Genomic DNA, 15,385 nt, shown 5'->3' with positions numbered 1-15,385 from the left:
CGTGTTCGTGGTTACAGTCGGCGCATGTCCATCGGCGCCCCTGTCATCCTCGGCAATGACCCCGCTTCCTTTCCGCACGGCGTGCTGGCCGAGCGGCATCCCGCGATCATCGGGCAGGTGCGGGAGGCGTTTCCGTACGGGCCCGAGCAGCACCGCGCGCTCGACGCGCTGCTCGACACCTGCACGAAAGGTGTGATCGAACCGCTTCCGGGCGGGGCGTGGGGCGAGTGGGGGATCGACGCCCACGTGGGACAGTCCTGGTTCGATGTGCCGTGGCTCTGGTCGGAGAGCTACTTCTACCGGCGGCTTCTCGACGCCGTGGGGTACTTCGGGGACGGGCCCTGGCGCGGGATCGATCCGTTCCGGCCCTCCAAGCTCGCCGAGCTCGATTCCCGCGAGACCGACGAAGAGCTGGCGGCGCTGGACGGACTCGCCGCCCTCCCGGTCGAGGAGCAGGGGACCGCCCTGTTGCACGGGTCGTTGTGGGGGAACCGGGCCGACCTCGGGTTCCGGCTCTCCGACGGAGAGGCCGAGGGGCGGGACGCCGTACCCGATCTGGTCGCCGACGACAGCGAGCGGCTCCGGTCGCTGCTGAGCGGCGTCGGCACCCTCTGCCTCATCGCCGACAACGCCGGGCGTGAACTCATCCCCGATCTGCTGCTCCTCGCCCACCTCCTCGAACACGGCCGTATCGAGCGGGCCGTGCTGCACGTGAAGCCGTACCCCTACTACGTCTCCGACGCGACCACCGCCGACGTGGTCGACGCGCTGCGCCGGCTCGTGCGGGCGCCGGGGGAGGCCGCGGCGTACGGGCGCCGGCTGTGGGACGCCATGGCCGACGGGCGGCTCGATGTTCGAGCGCACGCGTTCTCCTGTGCTCCGCTGCCCTACGCGGACATGCCGGACGACCTTCGTACGGAGCTCGGCGGGGCCGCGCTCACCGTCCTGAAGGGAGACCTCAACTACCGGCGTCTGGTGGGCGACCGGTGGTGGGCGCCGACCACGCCGTTCGCCGACGTGACCGCGTACTTCCCGGGACCGGTCGCCGCCCTGCGCACGCTGAAGTCCGATGTGATCACCGGGCTCGACGGGCGTACGGAGGCCGCGCTGACCGAGGCGGAGGGCCGTCGCTGGCGGACCAGCGGGACCCGTGCGCTCATCCAGGTCCGGCCCTGAGGAGCGTTATGCTGCCGACTTGTACCGGTGGGCTGCCGTACGTCCCGCCGACGGGCAGCGAAAGAGGACGTCATTGACCCCGCGGTACCTGAGCAATCCTGGGGAGCCCGTCTACGACGTGGACGCACGGCGCTATGTCGACGTCACGGACGCCCGTGACGAGGCCGACCTGCACGACGTGTTCACGGACATCTACCGCACCAACCGCTGGGGCTCCGACGAGACCCGCTCAGGACCGGGCTCCGAGCTGCAGCGCATGAAGCGGGTGATCGCCCGACTCGGCGCCCTCATCGGGGACTTGGGTGTCCGCTCGGTGCTGGACGCGCCGTGCGGCGATCTGAACTGGATGCGGCACGTCGACCTGCACGGCGCCTCCTACCTCGGCGGGGACGTCGTCGCGGAACTCGTCGCGGCCAACCGGGCCCACCACCCCGGCCCGGGGCGGGAGTTCCAGCTGCTCGACTTCACCGCCCAGCCCGTGCCACGCGTCGATCTGATCGTGTGCCGGGACGCCCTCGTGCACTTCTCCTACCAGCATGTGGTGGAGGCGCTGACCCGTTTCCGGGAGAGCGGCTCGCGCTATCTGCTCACCACGACCTTCTCCCGGACGGCCGCCAACACCGACATCGTCACGGGCTGGTGGCGGCCCATCAACCTCCGGCTGGCCCCCTTCTGTCTGCCCGAGCCGCTGCAGGTCATCGGCGATGACGACTCCGACGACTTCTACGACGACAAGACGCTCGCCCTGTGGGACCTCGCGCAGATCCCGGCAGTCTTCCCGGGCTACGAGCCGGCCGTCGCCGAGTCGGGATCCCTGGGCGCCTGATCCTCGGAACGCAGCCGGGCGAGGGCCTCCTGGGCGGCCAGCGTCCGTGGATGCCGTAGCCCCAGCACCTCCTGGCAGGCATCCCGTACTTCGGTGAACTCCGCCTCGGCCGCCGTGAGTTCGTTCTTGAGGCACAGCAGTCCGGCGAGGTTGTGGCGGACTGCCAGCGTCCCGGGGTGCCGTGGGCCCAGTGTCTCCACGCAGTCCCCGAGCACGGTCCGGTACTCCGCCTCCGCCTGCTCGACGTGCCCGCGCAGATGCAGGACGTGCGCGGCGCCGTGCCGTACCGAGAGGGTGAGCAGGTGCTGTTCGCCGAGTACGGTCCGCCGGGCCTCGTAGACCTCTCTGAACTCCTGTTCCGCCGCGGCGAGTCGGCCCTGGTCCTTGAGCAGGTCGGCGAGGTTGTGGCGGACCGCGAGCGTGCCCGGGTGCCGGGGGCCCAGGGTCTCCACGCAGTCCGCGAGGACCGTGCGGTACTCGGTCTCGGCCCGCTCGGTACGGCCGCGCAGGTGCAGGACGTGCGCGGCGCCGTGCCGTACCGAGAGGGTGAGCAGGTGCTGTTCCCCGAGCACCTCCCGGCGTGCCGCGTACACCTCCCTGAACTCCGCCTCCGCCGCCTCCAGTTGGCCCCGCTCCATCAGCAGGTCGGCCAGGTTGTGCCGGACCACCAGGGTGTGCGGATGCATGTCGCCGAGCAGTCTGCGCTGGACCTCGAAGACTTCCCGGAACTCGGTCTCCGCGTCGGTGGGCCAGCCCCGGTCGCGCAGCACGGTGGCCAGACCGTGCCGGGCGGCCACGGTTTCCGGGTGGTCCTCGCCGTAGGCGTCGGCGCGCAGTCCCAGGACCGTACGGAACTCGTGCTCGGCCTCCGTGAGCAGGCCGCGGTCGCGCAGGACGTCCGCGAGGTCGTGGCGCACGGCGAGGGTGCTCGGGTGGCGCTCGCCCAGTACGTCCGCGCACACCCGGAGCGTCTCCCGCAGCTCCTGCTCGGCCTGCCGGAACATGCCGCGCTCGTGCAGCACCTGGGCCATTTCGTGCCGGGTGACCAGGGTGTCGGGGTGGTTCGCCCCGAGTGTCTCCCGGTAGGCGTCCAGGAGCAGGCGGTACTCCTCCTCGGCCTCCGCGAGCAGCCCCCGGTACCGGGCCATCCAGGCCACGCCCTTGCGGGCCGCGAGGGTCCGGGGGTCGCGTTCGCCCAGCAGGGCCCTGCGGGTGGCGTGGACCGCGCGGTACTCGGTCTCCGCCTCGACCGGGCGGCCCCGGCCGCCCAGCAGGTTCGCGAGCGCGTACCGGGCGTCGGCGGTCTCGCCTGCCGCGTCGCCGAACAGGGCCCGGGTGTCCTCCAGCACCGTACGAAGCAGCGACTCGGCCGCCGGCAGCCGGCCCCGCAGGTGGAGCAAGTGGGCGGCGGCGGACCGTACTTCGAGCGCGTCGGGGTCACGCGGACCGCAGGCGAGCACCACCGGCTCACATGCCCCGAGCACCTCCTCCGCCCGGTCCAGCCAGCCCCGCCGGATCAGATGCCTGGCCCCGGCCGCCGCTGCTCGCAGCGCCTTCGACACCAGCTCGTCGTCCGCCGCGTACGGGTCGCCGATCAGGGGCAGCGGGGCGTCGCAGTGCGGGAGCAGCAGCCGCCAGCGCGGCCAGTCGCGCGGGTCGTCCTCGCTGAGCTCGGCGGTGGCGCACACGACCAGGTCGGCGACGACGGCCGCGTACTCCCTCATGTGCTCGGCGAGGTCCCGCTGGAGCCGGCCGGCGTCCCGGACGAGCGGGTGCATCAGCAGGGTGCGCGTGTGGTCGTCGCCGCCGGGCGGGGTGTGCAGCTCGACCAGGCCGAAGTCGGCCAGGGAGGTGAGCGCGGTGTACAGCTCCTGGGGTGTGACACCGGGCAGCAGCGACGAGTCCGCGAGCCGGTCGGGGCGCAACAGACCGACCAGCGGCACCGGCGCCTCGCCCAGACAGCACAGCAGCCGCATCAGCGGCCGGGCCTGCGCGATGCCCCGCCGCTCCAGGAGGTCCAGCGACAGCTCCCAGGTACCGGTCACCGGGACGGAGTAGTTGCTGCCCTGTCTCCCGGGCGGCCGTTCGTCGAGGAGTTCGGTGAAGCGCTCGTCGAGGGCCACGCGGTAGTCGGCGTACGTCCGCACGGTCGTCGTGCCCGGCCAGGCGGGGAACGCCGAGGCGGCCGCGAGGTGCGAGCCCGCGATGCGCAGCGCCAGCGGCAGCCCACCGAGCCGCCGGGTCAGCAGCCGGGCGTCCTCACGGGAACCGGCCCGCTCCCCGGCGAGGTCCCAGAGCACCTCGGTGGCGTCGTCCTCCTCCAGGGCGTCGACCGAGTGCAGCGTGGCCCACGGCCCCCAGGTCGTCGGGCTGCTGTCGCGGCTGGTGATCAGCACCAGGCCGGGCAGCTCCGCGGCGGGCCGGATCCAGCCCCGGCCCTCCGCCAACCGGCCGTACGGTGCCAGGTGTTCGGGCTCGTCGGCGTTGTCCACCACCAGCAGCCACGGGCTCGCGGTGTCACACAGCCGCCGCCACAGCAGGTCGGTCGCGCTCGAACGCCCCGACCAGGCACGGTCGATGAGATCCGCGGGGGTGCCAAGGGCGGCCACCACCTCGCGCATCCCGGCGCTCAGCGTGGCAGGGTTCTTCGCCGTCACCCACCACACGTCGACGTTCAGCGCGGCCGCGTAGGCGGCGATCTCCAGGGCGACCGTCGTCTTCCCGCTCCCGCCCATGCCGTGCAGTACCTGCACACCCGAAGTCGGCTTGCCCACCAGCTGTTTCAGCGTGTCCAGGAGCGACTCACGGCCACGCACCCGGCGGTCCAGCCGGCCCAGGGGAGGTGCGACGGTCAGCGCGCCCGGGGCGCGGGCGGGCTCCAGCGGGGCCTGGGCCTGCTGGACCTGGATGAAGACCGGGCGCGCGAAACCGGAGAACTCCTGGATGAACTCGGCCAGCAGACCGGACAGGTCGGGATTGTGGGCCAGCAGTCCGCGCAGGGTGGTGTCCCACTCCTGCCGTTGCTCCCGCAGCATGATCTCCTGCCGGGCCGGCGGTGCCGCGTCGAGCGCCGCCCGTGCCCGGTCGAGCCGCTCGACGTCCTCCCGCCGTAAGAACCTCGCCATCCGCTGCCGGGCCGCCTGCCAGGCATCCGTGGTCATCAGCCCGACCATCGTGCCCGCGGCGGCAGCAGCGGTCTGGGTGAACAACTCTGCCCCGAACATCGAGGACCCCCTGTCGGCACACACCTCGACGGCTACGTCCGAACCCCTCTCCCGTCTTCAGGTTCTCATGTCACGTGGCGGCGCGGGGACTTGATCCCGTCGACGAATTTCGCCACAAGACGTCCGTCCGGCTCGGCGACCCGCGGCGCGGGCAGCCCGCGCAGTGCCTCCCGCTGGAGTAACCGCAGCTGGAGACGTGCGATGGGGGTACCCCGGCGGTCGGCGGAGGCATGGTGGACGGTCACCTTGCCGCCCGCGCGGATGTGCCGCCCCCGCGAGTTCCGTGTCGTGCACGGCCGTATGGCGGAAGGTGAGGACGGGCGGGTGTCGGCGCGGCAACTCGCTGGCGGCGGAGTCGAGTTGCCCGGGGATCGCCCGAGGCGCGTGAAGAACGTGGCGCGGCAAGGGATGAGCTGCGGCTGTCGCCTTGTTGGCCCAGGTGCACCACCCTCTGTCCCCTCATCTCAAGGGAGCCGCACCGCATGCGTCTGGGAGTCGCACCGCACCGTCTGTGGCCCGCTCACGAGGACGAGCTCGACGGCGTCCTCGGAACGGCCCGTGCTGCTGAGGAGTTGGGCTTCGACCACCTGATCGCGAGCAGCCATCTGCTGGCGAGTGCGGTGGGCGTGACTCCGGACCCGCTGGTCCTGCTGTCGGCCGCGGCCGGGGCGACCACCCGGATCGGGCTGGTGACCAGTGTCCTGATCCTGCCCCTGTACAACCCGGTCGTCGTCGCCCACCAGGCCGCCACGCTCGACCGGCTGTCCGGCGGCCGGTTCACGCTCGGAGTCGGCACCGGGTGGGACACCGCGGAGTTCGACGCGGCCGGGGTGCCGTTCGCCGGGCGGGGCCGTCGCGCCGACGAACAGCTGGATGTCGTACGGAAGTTGTGGCGCGGGGAGGGCGAGATACGGCTCGGGGTGCGGCCGCGCACCCCTGGAGGGCCGCCCGTGTGGGTCGGCGGCCACAGCGACGCGGCCCTGCGCCGGGCGCTGCGGTACGGCGACGCGTGGCACGGCTCCGGGCTCGACGCGGCCGGACTCGCCGAGGTGCGGGGCCGGTTGGCTGAGCTCGGGGAGGAAGCGGGGCGGGATCCGGCCACGCCGTTGGAGCTGACGGCGGGGCAGATGCTCGTGCCCCCGGGCTTCGAGGCGGCCGTACAGCCGCCTGGGCGGCTCCCGTTGGGCGGTTCCAAGTCGTCCGCCGAGCAGGTGCGCGAGGAGCTCGGACAGCTGGCCGACGGCGGGCTCACCGCCTGTTCGCTGTGGCTGCCGGTCGCCACCGAGGCGCTGCCCGACGCGCTCGGCTGGGTCGCGCAGGAGATCCTCCCGCATTTCTCCGAGGGGTGACGTTTCGGCTGACCGTGGTGTAGTGATCATGTCAATCGATCGGTCATCATGCCCGGATGACGTGGGGACTGGCGTTTCGACCTTGGCGTGCGGGAAGCGGAAAGGCTGCCGCCGCTGCGGCCGCCCTCGCACTGGTGCTCACCGCTTGCGGCGGTGACGGGGACTCCTCGTCCCCGGACGGCGGCCGCATGACGGTCAGGGTGGCCGCGTTGCCCCTGAGCGACTCCGCCATGCTGTACATCGCGCGGAACCGCGGACTGTTCGAGAAGGAAGGCCTCGACGTCCGCATCCAGCAGATCCAGCAGAGCCTCCAGGCGCTGCCGGCCCTGTCCAAGGGGCAGATCGACATGGTCGCGAGCGCGAACTACGTGACCTACTTCCAGGCCCAGGACCAGGGCACCCTCGACATCCGCATCGTCGCCGAGGCGATCAGGGCGGCGCCGCGCATGATGGACGTGCTGGTGCCGAAGGACTCCGACATCAAGACTCTCGCCGATCTCGCGGGCAAGAAACTCGCCGTCAACGTCCTCAACAACGTCCAGTCGCTGACCTTCAACGAGATCCTGGCGGAACAGGGCGTCGGCCGGCCCGTCTACCGGCAGATCCCCTTCCCGCAGATGGGCGCCGCCCTGGACAAGGGGCAGGTCGACGCCGTGCACGTTGTCGAACCCTACGACAGCTCCATCCAGGACGAGTTGGGAGCGCGGGTCCTGGTGGACGGGTCGTCCGCGCCCGTCGGGTCGATCCCGCTCAGCGGCTACATCACGACGGAGAAGTTCGCCGGGAAGAACGCCGACGCGCTCGCCCGGTTCCAACGGGCCCTTGAGGCGGCCGTGAAGCTCGCCGACGCGGATCCGTCCCTGGTGCGTGCGGTGCTGCCGACGTACACCAAGGTCACGAAGGCGCAGGCGCAGAAGATCGACCTGCCGGTGTATCCGGCGACGATGGACGGGACGCAGATCGCTCGGCTGACCGCGCTGATGGAGAAACGGAAGATGCTGAAGACCCCGATCGATCCATCGACGTTGCTGGTGCGGTGAGGGGGTTGTGCTCGTCGGTGAGGGCGCTGAGGGTTCGCTGGGGGGCCTGGGAGTTGAAAGGGTCTTGATCGTGCGGGAGTTGGCAGGGCGTCGTCGTGAGAGGTGTGCAGGAGCGTCGACGGTGCGAGGTGTGAACGAGCGGGGGCGGGTGGCGGTGTGAAGGAGCGGGGGCCGGTGGGTGGTGTGAAGGAACGTGGTCCGTGCGTCGGCTGAGGGTGCGTCAGGAGCTGTGGCTCGGTCTCCTCGGTGTGCTGCTCGCGTTCCTCGGGTGTGAGGCGGTGAGCCGGGCCGGGCTGGTCCGCCGCAGCTATCTGCCACCGGCCTCCGAAGTCCTCGCCCGTGCAGTCCAGTTGGCGGGCGACTCCGTCTTCCTCGACGGGCTCGGCGTCACCCTGCGCGCCTGGGCGCTGGGCCTCGGCCTCGCCTGTGTGATCGCCGTACCGCTCGGGCTGCTGCTCGGGAGCGTGCCGCTCGTCGACGCGGCCACCCGGGCCGTCGTGGAGTTGCTGCGGCCCCTGCCGTCCGTCGCCCTGATCCCCCTGGTCTCCCTGCTCCTCGGCTCCGGCACCGAGACCGAGGTCGCGCTGATCACCTACGCCTCGGTGTGGCCGATCCTCTTCAACACCGTCTACGGTCTGGGCGAGACCGAACCTCTCGCCAAGGACACCCTGCGCGCCTTCGGCTTCGGCCGCCTCACGGTCCTCCTGCGTGCCGAACTTCCCGCCACCGCCCCCTTCATCGCCGCCGGCATCCGCATCTCCGCCGCGGTCGCCCTCATCCTCGCCGTCGCCACGGAGATCCTCTCCGGCTTCGGCGAGGGCCTCGGCATCTTCATCGCCCAGGCGGGTGTGGCAACGGACGGAACGAGGGACGTCCTGGCGGGTGTGGTGTGGGCGGGGAGCCTGGGGCTCGTCATCAATGGCGTGTTGGTGTGGGGAGAGCGACGGCTGTTTCCCTGGACACCGGAAAATCGGGGAACCGCGGGCCGAGGGACGACAACCCGATGAGCGCGACGGACGAACCCGGGGGAGAGGAGGGGGCGTGCCCGCTGCCGCCGTCGGAGGGGGAGGTGTCTGGGCCGGGCTTGGCGTCGTCGGAGGGGGAGGCGTCTCGGTCGTGGCCGCCTTCGCCGCCGACGCGTCAGTCACCGGGCTCGCACTCACCTCCGTCACCTCCGTCACCGAAGGCACTCGATCCCGACCCCAACCGGCCATCGCCGCTGACGAGCCGGTCATCGGGCCCTGACTCGCCTCCGTCGCCGAAGGTGTCCGCGCCCGGCTCACACCCGCCCTCGGCGCCGGAGGCACCCGATCCCGACCTCAACCGGCCTTCGGCGCCGACGCGCCAGTCACCCGGCCCTCACTCACCTCCGTCACCTCCGTCGCCGAAGGCTCCCGCACCCGCCCCCGCGTCCCGCCCCCGTACCGTTGCCGCCCACCCCGTCCTCCTGCGCTGGCTGGTCCTCGTACTCGCCGTCGGAGTATGGGAGTTGGTCGCCCGGGCCCGCGGCAGCGTCTACTTCCCGCCCCCGGACCGCATCGCGCGGCGCGTCCACGAGCTGTGGTTCGACGGGTCCGCCCGGCACCTCTTCCTCAGCCCGGCCGCGGTGGACGACATCCTGCCCAGCCTCGGCCGGATGGCCGCCGGGTTCGCGCTGGCGGCCGTCGCCGGGATCGTGCTCGGTGTCGCGCTGGGCCGCTCGCGGCGGGCGTACGCGCTGGTCAACCCCGTCCTCCAGTTCGCCCGGGCCGTTCCGCCTCCCGCCCTGGTCCCCGTCTTCGTCGTGGTCTTCGCCTTCGGCACCCCGATGCAGATCGCCTCGATCGCGTTCAGCGCCGTCTGGCCGGTGCTGATCAACACCGCGGCCGGCGTCCGCAACACCGAGCCGCTGCGCCTCGACGTCTCCGCGGTCCTGCGCCTGAACACCGCCGAACGCCTGTGGTTCCTCGTCCTGCCCTCCGCCCTGCCCCGCATCTTTGCCGGGCTGCGCCTGAGCCTTTCGCTCTCCCTCATCCTCATGGTGTTCTCGGAACTGCTGCCGGGCACCGCCAACGGCATCGGCTTCACGCTCACCGAGGCCCAGACCCGCTCCGACCTGCTCACCGTATGGGCGGCGCTGGTCCTTCTCGGCGCCCTCGGCTATCTGCTCAACACCGGTCTGCTGGCAGTCGAGAAGCGGCTGATCGGCAGAGGGAGGGCCACGTAAGTCACATGAGGCACAGCAGTCACGCGACGGGCGCCCACGAACAGGGGACCGACCACATGCTCCACCTCTCCGCGGTCGGCCAGCACTACGGCGACCACAAGGTCCTGCACGACATCACCCTCACCGTCCCCGCGGGCCAACTCCTCTGCGTCGTAGGCCCGTCCGGGTGCGGCAAGTCCACCCTGCTGCGGACCATCGCCGGTCTGCTCCCCGCCCGCGAGGGCACGATCACCATCGACGGCGCCCCGGTCACCGGCGTCCCGGACAGCCTGGCCGTCGTCTTCCAGGACTACGGCCGCTCCCTCTTCCCCTGGCTCACGGTCCGCGACAACGTCGCCCTGCCACTGCGGCGCCGCGGCCTGGCCCGGTCCGAACGGCGTGCCGAGGCCGACCGCATCCTCGACAGCGTCGGCCTGTCCGGCGCCACCCGCCGCCACCCCTGGCAGCTCTCCGGCGGTATGCAGCAGCGCGTGGCCATCGCCCGCGCCCTGGTCTGCCGTCCCACCCTCCTGCTCATGGACGAGCCCTTCGGCTCCCTCGACGCCCAGACCCGCGAGGACCTGGAGGACCTGTTCCTGGAGGTCCACCGCACCGACGGCACGACCACCGTGTTCGTCACCCACGACATCGACGAGAGCGTCTACGTCGGCGACCGCGTCGTCGTCCTCTCCCCGGGCCCCGGCTCCAGGATCGTCCTGGATCTGCCGGTCCGGCTCCCCGGGCGCCGGGACCAGATCGCCACCCGGGGACTGCCGGAGTTCGTCGCACTACGGGCACAGGTCGGACGGGCGGTCCGCGGCCAGGGCGAACAGGACGGCGCCAAGACAACCCTGGGGAACGGCAGGGGCGTTCAGAACGCCTGAACGTCCCGCCACACCATCCGGTGCCCTGAAGGCCACAAGTCCCGCCGAGAACTCCCGAGTTCTGTCCGGATTCACGCGATGGTGTGATCATGTGTGCTGCGGCGGATGCCCGCGCAGAGCCCTGGGTAGGGCCCGGCTCATGACGCAGCAGCCCTTCGAACTCCCGCACTTCTACATGCCGTACCCCGCGCGGCTGAACCCGCACGTCGACGAGGCCCGAGCCCACTCGACCGTGTGGGCGCGCGAGATGGGCATGCTGGAGGGGTCCGGAATCTGGGAGCAGTCCGACCTCGACGCGCACGACTACGGCCTGCTCTGCGCCTACACACACCCCGACTGCGACGGCCCCGCCCTCTCGCTCATCACCGACTGGTACGTGTGGGTGTTCTTCTTCGACGACCACTTCCTGGAGACCTTCAAGCGCACTCAGGACCGCGCCGGCGGCAAGGCCTACCTCGACCGGCTGCCCCTGTTCATGCCGATGGACCTGGCGACCCCGATGCCCGAGCCGCAGAACCCGGTCGAGGCGGGCCTCGCCGACCTGTGGACGCGGACCGTGCCGTCGATGTCCACCGACTGGCGCCGCCGCTTCGCCGTCGCCACCGAGCATCTGCTCAACGAGTCCCTGTGGGAGCTGTCGAACATCAACGAGGGGCGGATCGCCAACCCCGTCGAGTACATCGAGATGCGCCGCAAGGTCGGCGGCGCCCCCTGGTCGGCCGGTCTGGTGGAGTACGCGACGGCCGAAGTACCGTCGTCCGTCGCCGGCACCCGACCCCTTCGGGTGCTGATGGAGACCTTCTCCGACGCCGTCCACCTGCGCAACGACCTGTTCTCCTACCAGCGCGAGGTCGAGGACGAGGGCGAACTCAGCAACGGCGTCCTCGTCCTGGAGACCTTCTTCGGCTGCACCACCCAGGAGGCCGCAGACACCGTCAACGACGTCCTCACCTCCCGCCTCCACCAGTTCGAGCACACCGCCCTCACCGAGGTCCCCGCGGTCGCCCTGGAGAACGGTCTGACCCCGGCCGAGGTGACCGCCGTCGCCCGGTACACCCAGGGACTCCAGGACTGGCAGTCCGGCGGCCACGAATGGCACATGCGCTCCAGCCGCTACATGAACGCCCGCGCCGACACCACCTCGCCCTGGCAGACCCTGACCGGTCGCGGCACCTCGGCCGCCGACGTCGGCGCGCTGCTCGCCGCGGCCGGCGCCGAGCGGCTGCGCGCCCACACGCATGTGCCGTTCCAGAAGGTCGGCCCGTCGCTGCTGCCCGACTTCTACATGCCGTTCCGGAACGAGCTCAGCCCGCACCTGCCCGGCGCCCGCCCCCGCCTCGCCGAGTGGGCGCACCGCATGGGCATGCTCCAGGAGGGCGTCTGGGACGAGGACAAGCTCGCCGCGGCCGACCTTCCCCTGTGCTCGGCGGGCATCGACCCGGACGCGAGCCCCGAGGCCCTGGACCTGAGCTCCAACTGGCTGGCCTGGGGGACCTACGGCGACGACTACTACCCCCTCGTCTACGGCGGCCGCCGCGACCTCGCCGCCGCCCGGCTCACCACACAGCGCCTGTCGGACTGCATGCCACTGGACGGCGAGCAGACCGTCGTCCCCGTCAACGCCATGGAGCGCGGCCTGATCGACCTGTGGGCCCGCACCACCGCAGAGATGACTCCCGACCAACGGAGCACCCTCAAGGACGCCGTGAACGTGATGACCGAGAGCTGGATCTGGGAGCTGGCCAACCAGATCCAGCACCGCGTCCCCGACCCGGTCGACTACCTGGAGATGCGGCGCGCCACCTTCGGCTCCGACCTCACCATGAGCATGTGCCGGATGGGCCACGGCCCCGCCGTCCCGCCGGAGGTCTACCGCAGCGGACCCGTGCGCTCCTTGGAGAACGCCGCCGTCGACTACGCGTGCCTGGTCAACGACGTCTTCTCCTACCAGAAGGAGATCGAGTACGAGGGCGAGGTCCACAACGCGATCCTTGTCGTGCAGAACTTCTTCAGCATCGACTACCCGACCGCGCTGCGTGTCGTCCACGACCTGATGACCCAGCGCATGCAGCAGTTCGAGCATGTCGCCGCACATGAACTACCGGTCGTCTACGACGACTTCGGGCTCTCCGAGGAGGCGCGCGACATCATGCGGGGCTATGTGACCGACCTCCAGCACTGGATGGCGGGCATCCTGCACTGGCACCGCACGGTCGACCGCTACAAGGCCGAGCACCTGGCCGGCCGGACCCACGGCTTCTTCCCGGACCGGCCGCCGGCGCTTCCCCTGGCGGGCTGACCCGGCGGCTGAGCGAGTGGCGTCCGGCGGGGCGGGGCGGGCCGTGTGCAGGCGAACCGGTTCGTCGTGAGGTCCCAGGGCGTGAGCGGTCATGTCACTGAACGTAACAGCCGCCACTGACAACGGAATCTGCCGTTCCGTATGCGGTTTCCGAACTTTCCCGTCCGGAATGGGGCATTCAGGGAACTTCGTGGGGGTGTCCGGAGTCTGACGAGGTACGGGGAACAGTCAACAGAACACACGGGGGTGTTCGGACCTTGACCGAGATCATCGAAAGGATCACCGAGAGCGACCAGAACCCGCGGGAGGGGGAGTCGGCGGCGCCGGGCGAGCTGACGCCGTACGTCGCACCGCTGCCCGTCCCGCCCGTCCTGCGCCCCGCCTCCGGTGACGCGCTGCGCGAGACGGAGATCGCCCTGCGCCCCACCTGGGTGCGCCTGCACCCGCAGCTGCCGCCGACCCTGATGTGGGGCTACGACGGCCGGGTGCCGGGCCCCACCATCGAGGTGCGGCGCGGACAGCGCGTCCGTATCGCCTGGACCAACCGCATCCCGAAGGGCAGCGAGTACCCGGTCACCTCCGTCGAGGTGCTGCCGCCGGCCTCGCCCACCCTGCCCGGCCGTGAGGGCGCCGAGCTCAACAAGGACGTCGCCGCCCTGCCCGCCTGGTCGGTGACCCACCTGCACGGCGCGCAGACGGGCGGCGGCAACGACGGCTGGGCGGACAACGCGGTCGGCTTCGGTGACGCCCAGCTCTCCGAGTACCCGAACGACCACCAGGCGGTGCAGTGGTGGTACCACGACCACGCCATGAACATCACCCGGTGGAACGTGATGGCGGGCCTCTACGGCACCTACCTCGTCCGCGACGACGAGGAGGACGCCCTCCGGCTGCCGTGCGGCGACCGGGAGATCCCGCTGCTGCTCGCCGACCGCAACCTCGACACCGACGAGGACGGGCGGCTCAACGGACGGCTGCTGCACAAGACGCTCATCGTCCAGGAGAAGAACCCGGAGACGGGCAAGCCGGTCACCATCCCGTTCGCGGGCCCGTACACCACCGTCAACGGCCGCATCTGGCCGTACGCCGACGTCGAGGCCGGCTGGTACCGCTTCCGGCTGGTCAACGCGTCGAACGCGCGCATCTACGACCTCGTGCTCCTCGACGAGGACGACAACCCGGTGTCGGGGATCGTCCACCAGATCGGCAGCGACGGCGGACTGCTGCCGCGGCCGGTGCCGATCGACTTCGACGGCGCGCTGCCCACGCTGACCGCGGCCCCCGCCGAGCGCTTCGACCTGCTCGTCGACTTCCGTGCCTTCGCGGGCCGCACGCTCCGCCTGGTCAACAAGGGCCCGAACCAGCCGGCGGGTGTGCCCGACCCGGCGGGCGGGGTGCGCTACCCGGCGGTCATGGAGTTCCGGGTCCAGGAGGAGTGCGAGTCGGACAGCTTCGAGCTGCCCGAGATGCTCTCCGGCTCCTTCCGCCGCTACACGCACGACATCGCGCACGGCCACCGTCTGATCGTGCTCACCCCGCCCGGCACCAAGGGCTCCGGGGGCCATCCGGAAATCTGGGAGATGACCGAGGTCGCGGACGTGAGCGGCATCCAGTTCCCGACCGACGGCATCATCCAGGTCACCGGCGCGGACGGCACCACCAAGACGTACCGGCGCACGGCACGGACGTTCAACGACGGCCTCGGCTTCACCATCGCCGAAGGCAGCCACGAACAGTGGAGCTTCCTCAACCTCGCACCCATCCAGCACCCGATGCACATCCACCTGGCCGACTTCCAGGCGCTGGGCCGGGACCCGTACGTGGTGACGGGCTTCGACGCGACGGTCGGCGGCACCCGCACACCGATCACCTACGACCCGTCCAGGACGATTCCCCTGGCGCCCAACGAACTCGGCTACAAGGACGTCTACCGGGTTCCGGGGAACCAGATGTTGCGCATCATGGGGAAGTTCGACGGGGCGTACGGCCGCTTCATGTACCACTGCCATTTCCTGGAGCACGAGGACATGGGCATGATGCGGCCCTTCGTCGTGATGCCCCCGGAGGCCCTGAAGTTCGACCACGGCGGGGCACACGGCGGCCACGGCGAGGGCCACACCGGCTGACGTTCTCCGCGTGCGGGGTGAGTCACGCAGACTGACGCACTCCGCGCGCGCCGCCGCTCCACCACGGCTCGCGCCTGCGCCCACAGCACTCGGACCGCGAATCCGCACCTCACTCCCGGCGGCCGGCGTGACCTTGCGGGTGGCGACCCGTGACGTGCCGCCCGACACGGCCAGGACCTGTTGCCCCCGGCCCACGGTCGGCGGCGGTCACCCGCGTGCCCCGCTTCCGCTCCTGACCTCCCGTCAGTCTCACTCGTTCGTGGCTCGTCGCGCACC

11 protein-coding genes are annotated in these 15,385 nt (G+C 71.2%); 9 read left to right on the top strand and 2 right to left on the bottom strand.

Going from position 1 to position 15,385, the window contains the following annotated elements:
• Positions 1-24 precede the first annotated feature (24 nt).
• Both ABZT02_RS04190 and ABZT02_RS04185 read left to right on the top strand, forming a co-directional pair.
• Entirely contained in the window at positions 25-1,176 is a 1,152-nt protein-coding gene (locus ABZT02_RS04190; protein ID WP_356014022.1) for a damage-control phosphatase ARMT1 family protein, read from the top strand.
• Positions 1,177-1,249: 73 nt separating this feature from the next.
• Complete coding sequence (locus ABZT02_RS04185) at positions 1,250-2,002, top strand: class I SAM-dependent methyltransferase (protein ID WP_356014020.1); 753 nt, start codon at positions 1,250-1,252, stop codon at positions 2,000-2,002.
• Here the strand turns inward: ABZT02_RS04185 and fxsT are convergent.
• Entirely contained in the window at positions 1,960-5,226 is a 3,267-nt protein-coding gene (gene fxsT / locus ABZT02_RS04180) for an FxSxx-COOH system tetratricopeptide repeat protein (protein ID WP_356014018.1), read from the bottom strand. The genes ABZT02_RS04185 and fxsT overlap by 43 nt on opposite strands.
• Before the next feature lie 65 nt (positions 5,227-5,291).
• Positions 5,292-5,471, bottom strand: a complete 180-nt coding sequence (locus ABZT02_RS04175) for a hypothetical protein (RefSeq protein WP_356014017.1) — start codon at positions 5,469-5,471, stop codon at positions 5,292-5,294.
• A 237-nt stretch (positions 5,472-5,708) separates the two neighbouring features.
• Between ABZT02_RS04175 and ABZT02_RS04170 the strand changes: the two genes are divergently transcribed.
• The 7 genes from ABZT02_RS04170 (at position 5,709) to phsA (ending at position 15,109) form a co-directional block, all read left to right on the top strand.
• Entirely contained in the window at positions 5,709-6,575 is an 867-nt protein-coding gene (locus ABZT02_RS04170) for a TIGR03619 family F420-dependent LLM class oxidoreductase (protein WP_356014015.1), read from the top strand.
• 56 nt (positions 6,576-6,631) lie between these two features.
• The gene (locus ABZT02_RS04165; RefSeq protein WP_356014013.1) at positions 6,632-7,615 is read left to right on the top strand and encodes an ABC transporter substrate-binding protein; all 984 of its coding nucleotides are present in this window, start codon (positions 6,632-6,634) and stop codon (positions 7,613-7,615) included.
• Between the two features lie 200 nt (positions 7,616-7,815).
• Positions 7,816-8,622, top strand: coding sequence for an ABC transporter permease subunit (locus tag ABZT02_RS04160; RefSeq protein WP_356014012.1), 807 nt, complete (start codon positions 7,816-7,818; stop codon positions 8,620-8,622).
• Between the two features lie 482 nt (positions 8,623-9,104).
• Complete coding sequence (locus ABZT02_RS04155) at positions 9,105-9,821, top strand: ABC transporter permease subunit (protein ID WP_356014010.1); 717 nt, start codon at positions 9,105-9,107, stop codon at positions 9,819-9,821.
• A gap of 56 nt (positions 9,822-9,877) precedes the next feature.
• Positions 9,878-10,684, top strand: a complete 807-nt coding sequence (locus ABZT02_RS04150; protein ID WP_356014578.1) for an ABC transporter ATP-binding protein — start codon at positions 9,878-9,880, stop codon at positions 10,682-10,684.
• 139 nt (positions 10,685-10,823) lie between these two features.
• Complete coding sequence (gene cyc2, locus ABZT02_RS04145) at positions 10,824-12,983, top strand: germacradienol/geosmin synthase Cyc2 (protein WP_356014008.1); 2,160 nt, start codon at positions 10,824-10,826, stop codon at positions 12,981-12,983.
• A 257-nt stretch (positions 12,984-13,240) separates the two neighbouring features.
• Positions 13,241-15,109 (top strand): O-aminophenol oxidase PhsA, encoded by a 1,869-nt coding sequence (gene phsA / locus ABZT02_RS04140; RefSeq protein ID WP_356014006.1) that lies wholly within the window; start codon positions 13,241-13,243, stop codon positions 15,107-15,109.
• The last annotated feature ends 276 nt before the right edge of the window (positions 15,110-15,385 follow it).

This window comes from Streptomyces sp. NPDC005402 (genome assembly GCF_040606575.1).
In the GTDB taxonomy this organism is placed as follows: Bacteria; Actinomycetota; Actinomycetes; order Streptomycetales; family Streptomycetaceae; genus Streptomyces.
The sequence above is the reverse complement of the archived record's forward strand: the minus strand, read 5'-3'. Positions and strand labels throughout refer to the sequence as shown.

What these genes read in the sequence shown, in the direction of transcription:
- ABZT02_RS04190 (WP_356014022.1), top strand. Translation starts at nt 25, where the DNA reads ATGTCCATCGGCGCCCCTGTCATCCTCGGCAATGACCCCGCTTCCTTT.
- fxsT (WP_356014018.1), bottom strand. Translation starts at nt 5,226, where the DNA reads ATGTTCGGGGCAGAGTTGTTCACCCAGACCGCTGCTGCCGCCGCGGGC.
- ABZT02_RS04170 (WP_356014015.1), top strand. Translation starts at nt 5,709, where the DNA reads ATGCGTCTGGGAGTCGCACCGCACCGTCTGTGGCCCGCTCACGAGGAC.
- ABZT02_RS04165 (WP_356014013.1), top strand. Translation starts at nt 6,632, where the DNA reads ATGACGTGGGGACTGGCGTTTCGACCTTGGCGTGCGGGAAGCGGAAAG.
- ABZT02_RS04150 (WP_356014578.1), top strand. Translation starts at nt 9,878, where the DNA reads ATGCTCCACCTCTCCGCGGTCGGCCAGCACTACGGCGACCACAAGGTC.
- cyc2 (WP_356014008.1), top strand. Translation starts at nt 10,824, where the DNA reads ATGACGCAGCAGCCCTTCGAACTCCCGCACTTCTACATGCCGTACCCC.